We start from the raw sequence: 13620 nt of genomic DNA on the forward strand, positions 1-13620 counted from the left end.
GGCGGCGACCACGTCATTCTCGTCGGCCGCGTCGTCGCTGCGACCGTCACCGACCGATCACCCCTCGTCATGCACGCGGGCCGCATGCGCGGTCTTCCCTCTGAATTCCAGTAGAAAAGGAGACACCTCGTGGCAAAGACGCTGCTCGACGGCAAGGACCTCAAGCTCGGCCTCTTCTCGGCCAACTGCTCCTCCGGCATGGCCGTGACCAAGATCGAGGATCGCTGGAAGGCGACCTGGGACGACAACTTGGCTCTCGGGAGGCTCGCCGACGAGGTCGGGATCGACTTCATGCTCCCGATCGCCCGCTGGATCGGGTACGGCGGCGAGACGAACTTTCACGAGGGCGTGCTCGACCCGGTGGCGCTCGCCGCAGGCCTGCTCGCCGAGACCGAGCGGCTCTTCGTCTTCGCGACGATCCACACGGCGTTCAACCACCCGCTCGTCGCCGCGAAGGCGATGGCGACCGTCGATCAGATCGGCGAGGGGCGGGCGGGCCTGAATATCGTCGCGGGCTGGAACAAGCCGGAATACGACGCGATGGGCGTCGATCTGCCGCTCGACCACGACGATCGCTACGCCTACGCGCAGGAGTGGTGGGGGATCGTCGAGCGCCTGTGGACGGAGCCGGGCCGCTACGACATCGACGGCCGTTTCTGGCAGCTGAAGGGCGCCGAGTCGATGCCGAAGCCCTACGACGGGCTGCTGCCGATCCTCAACGCCGGCTCCTCGACGCAGGGACGTGATTTTGCGGCGCGCAACTCGAACGTCGTCTTCACGGTGGTCGGCGGGCCGGATGACGGTGCCGGTGTCGTCGAGACGGTGAAGGCGAACGCACGTGACAATTACGGACGCGAGGTGGGGGTGTTCACCCCGTCCTACTGCGTCTGCCGCGAGACGAAGGCCGAGGCCGAGGAGTTCCACCGATGGTACGCCGAGGAGAACGCCGACTGGGATGCCGTCGACAACCTGATGCGGTTGCAGGGACTGTACGCGATGTCGTTCAGCGAGGAGATGCTCGCGATGTTTCGCGGACGCTTCGCCGGCGGCCACGGCGTCTGCCCGCTGATCGGCTCACCCGACGACGTCGCCGCGGAGATCAAGCGCTTCTGGGACGCGGGCTTCGGTGGGATGACGCTGAGCTTCGTCGACTACACGGGCGAGCTCGCGTACTTCGCCCAGGAAGTGCTGCCGCGACTCGAGAAGCTGGGGGTGCGGCTACCGCGCTGAGGCACGCAGACGAGGCTTCCGGCGGCCCGTGGGCCGCCGGAAGCCGCACCTGCATGACGGCTAGCGCGACCGGCGGGCTCTGATCAGCCTCGTCGGCCAGCCACGGGAGTAGGTGCGCGGGGGCGCGGTCGGCCGCCTGTCGTCCGAGTCCTCGACGGCAGCGACGATCTCCTGCTCCGATCGCCCCTCGCGTTGCATCCGCTCGACCATCACCCGCAGGTGATAGCTGTCCACGGCTGTAGACGATGTTCTCATGGTCGATCCCTTCGTTCGTTGATGGCGGCGGCATCGCCTATCGTCGGGCTGCAAGGCCCGGGAAACGAAGCCGGCTTCAGAGCCGGATCGAGTGGCTTGTTACCGCCAGCCACACACAACGGTAGCTGCCGGGGCGACGTTGCGACGCAACGTACGAGTCGGGACGGTCGAGAAACGGTGTCGAAACGGGTTCGGGCGATCAGCCCTGGCGGGGCCACTGGTTCGCCTTGAGCCCACGGGAGGCGAGCTCCGCCGTCTCCGCAACTCGCTTCGCGCGCGTCTCGGGCCGCTTCGCACTCGCAATCCACTGCAGAATCCCCTTGCGCGTGGACGTGCTGAACGAGGCCCACTCCTTGGACGCGGTTGGCATTGCCGCAAGCGCCCTTGCGAGGTCATCGGGGACGATGCCGTCCTCAACCTCGTCGAGGGCAGACCACGAGCCGTCGGCCTGCGCTGCCTCGATCACCTGTAGACCGGGTGGCGCAATTAGGCCGTCGGCCGACAGCCGCTCGACTCGCTGCTTGTTGAGCCGAGACCAGCCGCTGCCGCGCTTGCGTGGCGCGAGCCACAGCTTCGATCGTTCGTCGTCAACGGTGCCCGAGCGGCTGTCGATCCAGCCGAAGCAGAGCACCTCCTCGACGATCTCGTCGTACGTGACGCGTGACTTGCCGCTCGCCTTCTTGTACGTGACGAGCCAGATCCCGCTCGGCTGCCGATGGTGCTCGGCGAGCCAGGACCGCCACTCCGAGCGACTCGTCACGAGGAGCTCCTGGGCGTCGCTCACGGGGTTGTGTTGGCTCCCTGGTCTGGCGCGGAAGAGGAGCCGACGAGGAGCGCGGCGAGTGCTTCCCCCGCTTCCTCGGGGGAGAACCCCGACGGGCCGGGCCTGCCCGGATAGGCGACCCGCCGTGCCGCGTCCACGAGAACGAGGCGCTCCGGCCACGCCGCGAAGGCCGCGCTCGCGGCGTTGTTCATCTCGTCGAGATAGAGCGGCATCGTCAGGCCGAGTCGTCCGGCCGCCTCGTGCGCCTGAAGTCGGCGTTCCTCGAGCGTGACCTGCTGATCGAGGACGGCGCCCTCCTCGACGTTCGGAGCGAGCTGCCACTCGTTCGCGGCGTGTGCCTCTGCGATATAGACGAACGCGAAGTCGGCGCGGTCGCGGAAGCGCTGAAAGAGGGTCTCGACGTCGCCCGACCGGCGACGGAACGGCGGTCAGGTGAAGCTGCCGAAGACGAGTAGCAGCGGCCGACTGCGCACGAGTGCGGTCAGTTCGATGGGCGCGAAATCGTCGGCCCGTCGCACGGCGACCGCGGGAAGTGGGTCTCCCACGTGGAGCGCCTCGGCGCTGCGGTAGCGGAGCAGGCTCGCGACCACTGCGTCGCGTTCGGGGCCGGGGGAGAGGCTCCCGACGTACGCGCGGTCACCGGCATCCACTATTTCTGCGAGAGATGTGTCGTCGGTGTGCGCGCTCATGTCCTCAGCATACGGGCGTGTGCGAGCGTCCAGCTCACGGCATCGGCCCGTCTCACTCTCCACGATCGCCAGCCTCTCTGGTGGCGTCAGGCGACGGCGCCCGTGACGGCTGCGACCGCGCGGTAGAGGCCGAAGTCGCCCCAGCTGCCGTTTCGGTTGGTGTCCGCGTCGATCCGGAGTCCGTGCGCATGGTTCTCGGTGAGGAGGCCGTCTGCCCGCCCCGGTGGTGGCCGGGGTGGCGCGAGCGGCCAGACGATCCCGTGGCGGTTTCGGAAGCGAATGCCGCGGTCGGGGTCGCCCTCGACAGTGTTGCCGCCTTCGTGCACGAGCCGGTGGTGCTGGTAGCAGAGCAACACGAGGTTCTCGAGGCTCGTCTCGCCCCCGTTCGCCCAGTGTTGGCGGTGGTGGGCCTGTAGATGGCGGCGGTGCTCACACCCCGGGAAACAGCACGTGTTGTTATCGCGTGCTTCGAGGAGCCTGCGGAGTGCGGCAGGAACAGTGCGGCGGCTGCGACCGACACTTACCGGGAGGCCGTCGCGCTCGAGGTGTGCGACCACGTCAGCATCACAACCAAGCCGGCGGGCAGTCTCAAGCGAGATCAGCGGCCCGTCCTCGAGCTCGCAGCGACCGTGGCCATCGGTAGTGAGCGCGTCGGCGTCGACATGAACGACGACCTGTGCTCGCATCGCGACGGGTTCGCACGCGCTAGCGAGCGATGCTTGGGCGAGATCGAGGAGAGCCTCGACCCGGGCAGGGCGCGCAGGATCGTTGGGAGACGCGCCGACCGCCGGCTCCCACCCCGCCCCGGTGTCTGTCTCTACTCCCGCGGACACGTCGGCATGTTTCCGCGCCTGCACGTGGGTCTGTCGTTCCTGTGGGTCGTTCGCGACCGCTGTGGCGCGTTCCTTGCGACGACGCTCAACGACGCGCTCGCGCGCTCCCTCGAGCGCCCGGATCAGCAGCACGCCGTCCTCGGCAGCGAGTCGCGCCCGCAGAAACAGGGTGCCGTCGTCGTCGACGTAGTAGTCGACGTACTCGAGCTCGTGTGCGTCGCTGGCGTCCTCGGCTGTTACCCGGCGGAATGCGCGAAGTGCCCGCTCGAGCTGCGATGCGGTAAGCGCCCCCGCGAGATCGAGCAACCCCTCCTCTGACACGGCCGTCGCGACCCGAGTGAGCGCCCGAACCTTGCTGAACGTCAGCTCGCCGCGCGCGAACGCCGCGCGTGTCGCCGGCAGCGCCTGGAGCGCTTCTGCGACCCGCAGGAACTCGCGTGCCTCGCGACCCGTGATCCCGCAGCGCCACGCGAGAAACGCCTGCAAATCACTGCTGTCGCCCTGCTCGCGCATCTCCCAGACAAGCTCGAGCCAGCGCGCAGTCGCCGCGCTCAGATGTGCGGACAGGCTCGCGAGCTCATCGACGCGCTGCTCCGTCGCCGCCTCCCGCGCAGCCACACCAGCCGCAAGACCCTCAGAAACCGTCTCAACCAACGTTGCCTTCATAGAAAACAAGACTACAGACCCCATCGGACGGAGGCCGGTAGCGCTCTCTCCACCGACAACGAGGTCGGCAACTCGCGCGCATCGCCGGGCTCATCTGGGATATTGCTGACGACGTCCTTCGCGATCTCTACCTCGGCGAGCCCGAAGCGTCGCCCGCGTCCATCGCGTGAACGGCCCGCGCTCAGGCGCGGACGACGCATACGCGTCGCCCCTACGACACCAACAGCATCCCAATCCCCCGAACCGGCACAACAACGCCGATCGCGTGGGGGCGATGCGAGCCGCGCTTCGGGCGCGGAGAGCGTCGCCAGTTTGGCCCCCGACAGCGAGACTTGCAAAGTGGGAGATAGTGGTTTAGAGTGGGGGAACGTGGGAGCGACCCTGGAGCTTTGCGCATGTTCATCGGCCAGTACGACCACTCGATCGACGACAAGAGCCGCCTCACTCTGCCGGCTCGTTTTCGCGACGCTCTGGCCGACGGCGTCGTCCTCTCGAAGGGGCTCGACGGCAGCGTCGACGTCTATCCCAGGGACGCTTGGCAGACGACGATCGCCGAGCGGATTGGTGGGCTCGATCCGCTCAGCGCAGAGGCCCGCACGCTGCAGCGACTCTTCTTCGGCGGTGCCGCTGAGGACACGCCCGACAAGCAGGGCCGCGTCCTCCTGCCCTCCCACCTCATTCGCTACGGAAGCCTCGTCAAGGACGTCACGGTGATCGGAACCCACGATCACCTCGAGATCTGGGATCGCTCTACCTGGGTGGAGCGCCTGGAAGGGATCGAAGGGAGTGCCGACCATGCTGCCGAACGTCTTGCCGCACAGCGCGTCTGACCACACCCCCGTCCTTGCGGACGAGGTGCGCGACCTGCTCGCCGTCCAACCGGGTGAGACGGTCGTCGATGCCACTTTCGGAGCCGGCGGCCATGCTCGCCTCCTCGCACAGGATCTTCGTGGCCGGGGGAAGCTCGTCGCGATCGACCGCGACCCGAGCGCGAAGGCGCACTTCGATCGATTCAAGGCGCTGGCCGGGGTAGATGTCCGCTTCCTCCGTGGCGACTTTGCGCTCGTGCTCACGCAGCTGTCGACGAACGACATCAAGGCCGACGCGATCCTGCTCGACATCGGCGTCTCGTCGATGCAGATCGACCGGCCCGAGCGCGGCTTCTCGTACGCCACCGACGCGCCGCTCGACATGCGCATGGACCCCTCTGGCGAGATCACGGCCGCGACGATCGTGAACACCTGGGACGAGAAGGAGCTTGCGAGGATCTTCCGCCGCTACGGCGAGGAACGCTACGCAGGCCCGATCGCTCGTGCGATCGCACGCCGTCGCGCCGATCAGGCCTTTTTCCGCACGCTCGACCTCGTCGACGTGATCAAGATGGCGATCCCGACGCCCGCTCGCTTCGGCGAAGGGCACCCAGCCAAGCGCGTCTTCCAGGCCCTGCGGATCGCCGTCAACGACGAGCTCGGGCAGCTCGAGGCAGCCCTGCCTGCCGCAGTCGCGATGCTCCGACCCGGCGGCCGGCTCGCCGTGATCAGCTTCCACTCGCTCGAGGACCGGATCGTCAAGCAGTTCATGGTTGCGGGTGCAAAGGGATGCACGTGCCCGCCCGACTTTCCGATCTGCGTCTGTGGCAAGGAGCCGGAGCTTCGTCTGCTCACGAAGCGGCCGGTGCGACCGTCCGCAGGTGAGCTCGATCACAATCCGCGTGCCGCCTCGTCGCGCCTCCGCGTCGCAGTCAGGACGAACAGCTAGTGCGACATCGTACAACGACACGTCTGTTTGCCGCCCAGGCGGGTGGTCGCCGCGCTCTGTCCCGGGAGAGGCTGCGCCATCTCCCCTACGGGGTATCGGTGCCTTGTTTCGGGGCGAGGCAATAGATGTCGACGATCGCCCAGGCGCCGGGGTCAGCGAGGACGAAGGCGAGACGGAAGACGAAGGTCGATGGCGGTCGTTCGCGAGCGCCGTTCGCCGGCGGCGTGCTGTGGATCCTCGTGATCGGCGTCATGCTCGCCGGGATCGTCGCGCTGAACGTCGTCGTCCTCCAGCTGAACATGGAATTCGACGGGCTCAGCAGGGAGCGCGCACAGCTCCGTGCCGACAATGCGCTTCTCCGCTCGCGCCTCTCGAGCGCCTCGGCGCATCTCCGGATCGAGGATGCTGCGAAGGCCAAGCTCGGGCTCCAGGAGGCGGATGCACTGACGACGACCTATGTCAGGCTCGGAGCGAAGTGAGCGGGCGACGCGCGAACCACCGGATCCGGCTTCTCCTCTTCTCGTTCGGCCTCCTCTTCGTCGTCGCCATCGCTCGTGCCACCTACGTGCAGGCGGCACAGCACGACCGGTTCACGAAGATGGCGACGACCCAGTATCGCGAGACGATCGAGATCCCGGCTGCGCGGGGCACGATCTACGACCGCACGGGGGAGCCGCTCGCGATCGGCGAGCAAGCAACCACCGTCTACGCGAACCCGCAGAACATCATCGACGCGCAGCGGGCCGCGGTCGTGACCGGCAAGGCGCTCGGAATGAGCGCCGACGCGCTGTACCCCGTCCTCAAGGATCGCTCGAAAGGGTTCGTGTACGTTGCCCGCAAGGCCGATCCCCTGAAAGCGAACGCGCTCGCCGAACAGGAGATTCCGGGGCTCGCGTTCTACCCCGAGGAGCTACGCACGTACCCGCAGGGAGGCGTCGCCTCGCACGTCCTCGGCTTCGCCGGCACGGACAACCGGGGACTCGACGGGCTCGAGCGCTCGCTCGACAAGACGCTCGCCGGCCGGTCGGGCTTCGAAACGATCGTCAAGGATCCCTTCGGTCGCGCAATCGACGTCGTCACGTCGAGGCCCGAGAGAGCTGGCAAGAACGTGACGCTGACGATCGACCATCAGATCCAGGCGAATGCCGAACAGGTCGTCGCTGAGAAGGTGAAGGAGTACAACGCACGCGGTGGGACTGCGATCGTGATGGACACGCGAACGGGCGCAATCCTCGCAATGGCGAACTATCCGACGTTCAACTCGAACAACTTCTCGACCGCGTCGCCGGACGCTCGGCGAAACCGCGCTGTCACAGATGCCTACGAACCAGGCTCGACGTTCAAGATCGTGGCTGTCGCAGGCGCCCTCGAAGACAACGTCGTCTCGCCGACGACGAGGTTCAAGCTCGCACCCACCATTCAGGTCGCCGACCGCGTCATTCGTGAGGCACACACGCGCGGCACCGAGGTGATGACGGTCAAGGAGATCCTCTCGCAGTCATCGAACATCGGGACGATCACCATTGCCCAGAAGCTGGGTCAGGGAGAGCTCGCATCGTGGATCGACCGCTTCGGTTTCGGCAAGCCCACTGGTATCGACTACCCGGGTGAGAGCTCCGGGCTCGTGCTGCCCCTCGACGAATGGTCGGGCTCGACGATCGGCAACGTGCCGATCGGCCAGGGCATCGCCGTGACGCCTCTCCAGATGGTCTCGGCGTACGCAACAATCGGCAACGGCGGACTCCGGCACACGCCCCGGCTGATCGAGAAGATCGGCACGAAGCGGGTCACGCCGAAACGCGGCACGCGCGTGGTCTCGCGGCACACCGCCGAACGGATGATGGCGATGTTCCGCGACGTCGTCGTCGAGGGAACCGGCACCGAGGCAGCAATTCCGGGTTACACGGTCGCAGGCAAGACGGGTACCGCGCAGAAGGCCGAGAACGGCCGCTACGTGCGCAAGTACGTCGCCTCGTTCGTAGGCCTCGTGCCGGCCAAGCAGCCCCGCTTCGCGATCCTCGTGATGGTCGACGAACCGAAGGGGAACATCTACGGTGGCGTCGTCGCCGCTCCCGCCTTCCGGGACATTGCGCGCTTCAACCTGCAGTACCTCGAGGTGCCGCCGGACGCGCCCGAGACGCGCGTTGCGGGAGGCGCCACCAACCCGTAACCGAGCAATCAGGTGAGCCCACCGGGCAGTCGCAGGAAGGGCGGGACAGGTCCCGCCCCTACAATGATGCCCCGTGTACCTCGACGAACTGACGCGCGTACTCGCGGCGAGCGAGATCGAGGGCAGCGGAGCCGTCGAGATCACGGATCTCGCCTACAGCGCGGACAGGGTCACACCGGGTGCCGCGTTCTTCTGCATCCCTGGTTCACGCGTCGACGGACACGAGTTCGCCGGTGCCGCAGTTGCTGCCGGGGCGGCGGCGCTCGTCGTCGAACAGCCGCTCGAGATCGAGGTTCCGCAGCTCCTCGTCGACGACGCGCGCGCGTCGATGGCAGTTGCTGCGGACTACTTCTTCGGTCAGCCTACGAGGACGCTCGAGGTCGCGGGTGTCACCGGCACGAACGGCAAGACGACGACGACATTCCTGCTTCGTTCCGTGCTTGAAGTGGCGGGCCGCTCTCCGGGGCTCGTGGGGACTGTCGAGTGGGTCGTCGGAGGCGCCCACCGGCCCGCGCCTCACACGACGCCCGAGGCGATCGATCTGCAACGCCTCTTTCGCGAGATGCTCGACGCAGGCGACGAGAGCGTGGCAGTCGAGGCCTCCTCCCACGGTTCTCTTCTGCGGCGCCTCGACCGCGTTCGCTTCGACGTGATGGTTTTCACGAACCTCTCGCAGGATCACCTCGACTTGCACGGCACGATGGAGGAGTACTACCAGGCGAAGCGGCGCCTGTTCACGGGTGCGGCTCCTCCGCCGGCGGCGGTCAACATCGACGATGAGTATGGCCGGCGACTCGCGATCGAGCTCGTCGAGTCCGCCCGTGCACCGATCGTCACGTTCGGTCTCACCGAGGGCGCGGAGGTTCGCGCCGAGAACCTTGCGATGGGACCGCGTGGAAGCAGCTTCCGCGCCGCAGGGATCGAGATCGAGACGCCACTTCGTGGCCGGTTCAACGTCGAGAACGTGCTCGGCGTGGTAGCGGCCGGCCTCCTGCTCGACATCGGCGACGACGAGATCGCGGAGGGCATCCGGTCCGTCAGCGGGGTGCCGGGGCGGTTCGAAGCGGTGGACGAAGGACAACCGTTCGCGCTCATCGTGGACTATGCGCACACGCCGGAGGCGCTCGACATTGTCCTTCAGGCAGCGCGCGAACTCGGCGCGGGCCGGTTGATCTGCGTCTTCGGCGCCGGAGGCGACCGCGACCGCGGCAAGCGCCCGATCATGGGCGCCGTCGCCTCGGAGCGCGCCGACCACGTGATCGTCACATCGGACAACCCGCGCAGCGAGGACGCCCTCGGGATCATCCAGGACATCCTGCAGGGAGCAGGAATCGACGTCGAGATCGACCCCGATCGGCGCAGCGCGATCCGCCGTGCCGTGTCTCTTGCCTCGGAGGGGGATGTCGTCGTGATCGCGGGCAAGGGGCACGAGCAAGGCCAAGAGATGGCCGGAGTCGTTGAGCCGTTCGACGACCGGGTTGTGGCGCGCGAGGCCCTCGGCGCTGCAGGACTCTCCGCGTGATTCCGATTCGTTGCGAGGAGATCGAGGAGCTCGATCTCGGAAGGCTCGATCGTCCTGGAGGTTCCACCGGGACCGGCGCGCCGATCACCGGGATCAAGGCCGACTCGCGGATCGTCGGTCCCGGCGATCTCTTCGTCGCGCTCAACACGGGAACCGCGTATGTGGCCGACGCCGCGGCGCGCGGAGCGGCAACGCTCGTGCCGGAGGATCAGGAGGCGGCCCTTGCGGCGCTCGCCTCCCTCGTGCGTTCGCGGAGCGACGCACGCGTGGTCGCCGTCGTAGGATCGACCGGGAAGACCTCGACCAAGGACATCCTCGGGGGGCTGTGCAGCGCGGAGACACCGACGGTGTGGGCGGAGGCAAGCCAGAACAACGAGATCGGGCTTCCGCTCACGGTCTGTCGCCTCGAGCGGGACACCCGGGTGCTCGTCACCGAGATGGGCATGCGGGGCCTCGGGCAGATCGCCGCGCTGTGCGACGTCGCCCGCCCCGATCTCGTCGTCGTCTCATCGATCGGGCCGGAGCATCTGGAGCTCGTCGGCACCGTGGAGCGCGTCGCCGAGGCGAACGCGGAAGCGATCGTTGCTCTTCCGCCGGGTGGCATCGCCGTGGTGCCGGCCGACGCCCCGGAGCTCGAGCCACATCTCGGCCGCACCGACATCGAGATCCGACGTTTCGACCGATCGCAGGTCGACGGAGCCGGGAACGACTGGCACTTCGTCGTCGGGGGCTGCGAGGTTCTGCTGCGATTACCCTTCACGGCGCGACACATGGCCGAGAATGCGCTCGCCGCGCTCTACGCGTACGACGCGCTCGGGCTGCCGCTCGATCACGCCCAGGAGGGCGCAGATGCGATCAGGCTCTCGCGCTGGCGTGGGGAAGAGATGCGACTTCCGGGCGGGGGGCTCGTCATCAACGACGCCTACAACGCGAACCCGACTTCGATGCGAGCAGCGCTGCTCGACCTTGTCGAACGCGCCGGCTCACGGCGGCGGGTGGCGATCCTCGGCGAGATGGCGGAGCTCGGCGATGCATCCCCTCGCTACCACGAGGATGTGGGTCGCCTGGTCGACGAGCTCGGGCTCGAGATCGTGATCGCGGTCGGAAACGGCGTGACGGCGTACGTGAGTGATCCGAGTCGACCCGGGCGTCTGCAGGTGACCGACGTCGCGGCTCTCGACGGTGCGCTCGCGGTGCTCGCCCCGGGCGATGCGATCCTCGTCAAGGCATCCCGTTCGGTCGGGCTCGAAGGCATCCCGGCCTCGATCGAGAAACGGTCAAGGGTATGGTCAGAGTCCTGATTGCGGGCCTGGTCGCGATGGTGATTGCCATCGTGATTGGCCCCACCTTCATCGAGTGGCTGCGTCGTGCCGGCGTGGGTCAACAGATCCGAGAGGAAGGCCCGGCACGCCACATCGTCAAGCAGGGCACACCGACCATGGGTGGACTTCTCATCCTCGCAACAGCTGTCGTACCGTTCCTGATCCTCTCGGTGTACACCTGGCCCGGGGTGACGCTGATCGCGATGACGGTCGGGTGCGCTGCGATCGGCTTTGCCGACGACTACCTGAAGGTGCGCAAGCGCCGCTCGCTCGGCCTCTCGGGTCGCTGGAAAATGCTCGGGCTCGTCCTGATCACGATCGGGGTCGGCTGGGTTGTGACGCGCGTCGGATACCTCGATACCGAAATCTACTTCCCGATCATCGACGTCAACATCGACCTCAACTGGCTCTACTTCCCATTCCTCTTCCTCGTCATCGCCGGGACGGCGAACGGCGTCAACCTCACCGACGGTATCGACGGGCTCGCGGCCGGAACCTGTGTGATCTCGTTGCTCACGTTCCTTGCGATCGCCGCGATCTCCTGGATTCGCTCCGGCGAAGTCGGTTCGCGGAGCGACAACTTTCTCGACGTCGCCATCTTCACGGCCGCACTGATCGGTGGTGTGATCGGCTTCCTCTGGTTCAACGCGTTCCCGGCCGAGGTGTTCATGGGTGACACTGGCTCGATGGCGCTCGGCGGCGCGATCGCCGGGCTCGCCGTGATGACGCAGACCGAGGTGCTTCTGATCTTCATCGGCGGTATCTACCTGATCGAGGCGCTCTCGGTCATGATCCAGGTCGCGAGCTTCAAGCGCACCGGGAAACGGGTGTTCCTGATGGCGCCGATCCACCACCACTTCGAGATGAAGGCGTGGTCCGAGACGAAGATCATGGTCCGGTTCTGGATCGTCGGGGCGATCCTCTGCACGATCGGGTTCGTCCTCTACTACCGCTACTACCTCCGCTTCAAGCTGTAGGGGCGATGCGTGGTCCCGCCACAGCGAGGCGAAGCGTCGCCTGTTTCGTCGTCGGGGTCGGAGCCGCGTTCGGACGAGGCATGCGCCTCGCCCCTACGGGTGTCCTTCGCGGTGTTCGACGCCACTCGACGTGACCCGGCTCAGGTCTTCCTGGGTGCCGATCGGCGTCGCGATGGCCGTGATGGTCGTGTGGGGGGCAACGCCGATCGTGACGCGGCTCGCGCTCGACGACCTCCCGCCTCTGGTCATTGCCTGCCTCCGTACCGTGCTCGCGGGCCTCGTTGCGCTCCCACTCTTGGCGCGCGGTCATCAGGCTATGCCGACGAGCACTACGTCGCGCAAGCTGCTCGTCATCTCCGCGGCTGCAGGATTCGTGATCTTTCCCGTGCTTTACACGGTCGGACAGCAGCGGACATCCGCGCTCCACGGCGTGATGATCCTGGCGGTGTTGCCCGTCTTCACCGGAGCGTATGCGTCGCTTGTCGCGCGCCGTATGCCGCGGCGTGCCTGGCTCGTCGGCTGCGCTGTGGCGATCGGCGGCGAGGTGGTCTTGATCGGAGGGCGAGGCGCCGCGGCGAACGACGCGACGCTGACGGGCGACCTACTGGTGCTGGCTGCCGCCCTCGTCGTGACGGCGGGGTATGTCGCAGGTGCGATGCTGCCGCCGCGCGGCGTCTCGAGCCTGTCCGCGACATTGTGGGGTGTCGTTGTCGGCAGCGTGCTTCTCGGCCCGCTCGTGGTCGGGATCTTCGTCGCGGACGGCGTGCCGGATGCGAGCGTGAAGTCCTGGGGCGCGGTTGTCTTCCTGGCGCTCGCCACGTCGATCCTCGGCTACTTCGGCTGGTACTGGGCGCTCGACCGTGGCGGGATCCAGCGGATCGCGACGTTCCAGTTCCTGCAACCGGTCTCGGGCCTCATCCTCGCCGCGCTCGTGCTCGGCGAGCACGTCACGGTGCCGATCGCCGTCGGGGGTGCACTGATCGTGGGCGGGGTGGTTATCGCACAGCGAGCGTGAAGCCCTCCCGGAAGGAGCGTCTCTCACTCCCTCCCGACACCAAGGTGCACGGATGTCATCTTCCCTCGCAAGCTGGTGCGTGGCTCCTCTCAGGCCACCCGAAAGGTGCCGGTCGCGTCGTCCGGCGGCGTCGCGCTGTACGGCCTCGACGCGGTCGAGCGTGCCCATCTACCCTGAATGACGCTCCTCGTTGCCGGAATCTTTAGTGACGTGCCGAAGGATGTTCACATGAAAGCTCTCGTTGTGGGACTTGCGCGCTCGGGCAGGGCTGCGATCGACGCGCTTGTAGCCCAGGGCAACGATGTCAGCGGCTACGACAGCTCGACCGATGTCGATGTTTCGGGCATCGGCGTCGACGTGCGGCTCGGCCCCTGGGATGACGTCGCGCTCGCGGGTGTC

Annotated in this window: 13 protein-coding genes and 1 pseudogene; 9 read left to right on the forward strand and 5 right to left on the reverse strand. The window is 67.2% G+C overall.

What is annotated here, in order from left to right:
- Positions 1–129 precede the first annotated feature (129 nt).
- Entirely contained in the window at positions 130–1230 is a 1101-nt protein-coding gene (locus ABIR74_RS01470; protein ID WP_348174835.1) for an LLM class flavin-dependent oxidoreductase, read from the forward strand.
- A gap of 60 nt (positions 1231–1290) precedes the next feature.
- Here ABIR74_RS01470 and ABIR74_RS01475 read toward each other — a convergent pair whose 3' ends face one another.
- The 5 genes and pseudogenes from ABIR74_RS01475 to ABIR74_RS01495 form a co-directional block, all read right to left on the reverse strand.
- Positions 1291–1485: a hypothetical protein gene (locus tag ABIR74_RS01475; protein ID WP_348174836.1), complete on the reverse strand. Its 195-nt coding sequence runs from the start codon at positions 1483–1485 to the stop codon at positions 1291–1293.
- A gap of 199 nt (positions 1486–1684) precedes the next feature.
- Positions 1685–2269, reverse strand: coding sequence for a YdeI/OmpD-associated family protein (locus ABIR74_RS01480; protein ID WP_348174837.1), 585 nt, complete (start codon positions 2267–2269; stop codon positions 1685–1687).
- Positions 2266–2637: pseudogene (locus tag ABIR74_RS01485) on the reverse strand (deiodinase-like protein); the annotation flags it as partial. The gene ABIR74_RS01480 and the pseudogene ABIR74_RS01485, both read right to left, overlap by 4 nt.
- A 60-nt stretch (positions 2638–2697) precedes the next feature.
- The gene (locus tag ABIR74_RS01490; protein WP_348174838.1) at positions 2698–2958 is read right to left on the reverse strand and encodes a hypothetical protein; all 261 of its coding nucleotides are present in this window, start codon (positions 2956–2958) and stop codon (positions 2698–2700) included.
- A gap of 86 nt (positions 2959–3044) precedes the next feature.
- On the reverse strand, positions 3045–4457 hold the full coding sequence (locus ABIR74_RS01495; protein ID WP_348174839.1) for a DUF222 domain-containing protein: 1413 nt from the start codon (positions 4455–4457) through the stop codon (positions 3045–3047).
- Between the two features lie 395 nt (positions 4458–4852).
- Here ABIR74_RS01495 and mraZ point away from each other — a divergent pair, with 395 nt between their 5' ends.
- The 8 genes from mraZ to ABIR74_RS01535 all read left to right on the forward strand — a co-directional run bounded on the left by mraZ (position 4853) and on the right by ABIR74_RS01535 (position 13221).
- The gene (gene mraZ, locus ABIR74_RS01500) at positions 4853–5287 is read left to right on the forward strand and encodes a division/cell wall cluster transcriptional repressor MraZ (RefSeq protein ID WP_348174840.1); all 435 of its coding nucleotides are present in this window, start codon (positions 4853–4855) and stop codon (positions 5285–5287) included.
- Positions 5253–6215 carry a 16S rRNA (cytosine(1402)-N(4))-methyltransferase RsmH gene (gene rsmH / locus ABIR74_RS01505; RefSeq protein WP_348174841.1) on the forward strand — a complete coding sequence of 321 codons (963 nt, stop codon included), beginning with the start codon at positions 5253–5255 and terminating at the stop codon, positions 6213–6215. The genes mraZ and rsmH overlap by 35 nt, the downstream gene beginning before the upstream one ends.
- A 125-nt stretch (positions 6216–6340) precedes the next feature.
- Positions 6341–6694, forward strand: a complete 354-nt coding sequence (locus tag ABIR74_RS01510; protein ID WP_348174842.1) for a hypothetical protein — start codon at positions 6341–6343, stop codon at positions 6692–6694.
- Complete coding sequence (locus tag ABIR74_RS01515) at positions 6691–8385, forward strand: penicillin-binding protein 2 (RefSeq protein ID WP_348174843.1); 1695 nt, start codon at positions 6691–6693, stop codon at positions 8383–8385. The genes ABIR74_RS01510 and ABIR74_RS01515 overlap by 4 nt, the downstream gene beginning before the upstream one ends.
- Positions 8386–8458: 73 nt before the next feature.
- Entirely contained in the window at positions 8459–9907 is a 1449-nt protein-coding gene (locus ABIR74_RS01520) for a UDP-N-acetylmuramoyl-L-alanyl-D-glutamate--2,6-diaminopimelate ligase (protein ID WP_348174844.1), read from the forward strand.
- On the forward strand, positions 9904–11208 hold the full coding sequence (gene murF, locus ABIR74_RS01525; RefSeq protein ID WP_348174845.1) for a UDP-N-acetylmuramoyl-tripeptide--D-alanyl-D-alanine ligase: 1305 nt from the start codon (positions 9904–9906) through the stop codon (positions 11206–11208). Before ABIR74_RS01520 ends, murF begins: the two co-directional genes overlap by 4 nt.
- Entirely contained in the window at positions 11193–12206 is a 1014-nt protein-coding gene (mraY, locus tag ABIR74_RS01530; RefSeq protein ID WP_348174846.1) for a phospho-N-acetylmuramoyl-pentapeptide-transferase, read from the forward strand. The genes murF and mraY overlap by 16 nt, the downstream gene beginning before the upstream one ends.
- A 130-nt stretch (positions 12207–12336) precedes the next feature.
- A complete protein-coding gene (locus ABIR74_RS01535; protein WP_348174847.1) occupies positions 12337–13221 on the forward strand; it encodes a DMT family transporter in 885 nt (294 codons plus the stop codon).
- Positions 13222–13620 lie beyond the last annotated feature (399 nt).

Source organism: Gaiella sp. (assembly GCF_039915195.1).
GTDB lineage: Bacteria > Actinomycetota > Thermoleophilia > Gaiellales > Gaiellaceae > Gaiella.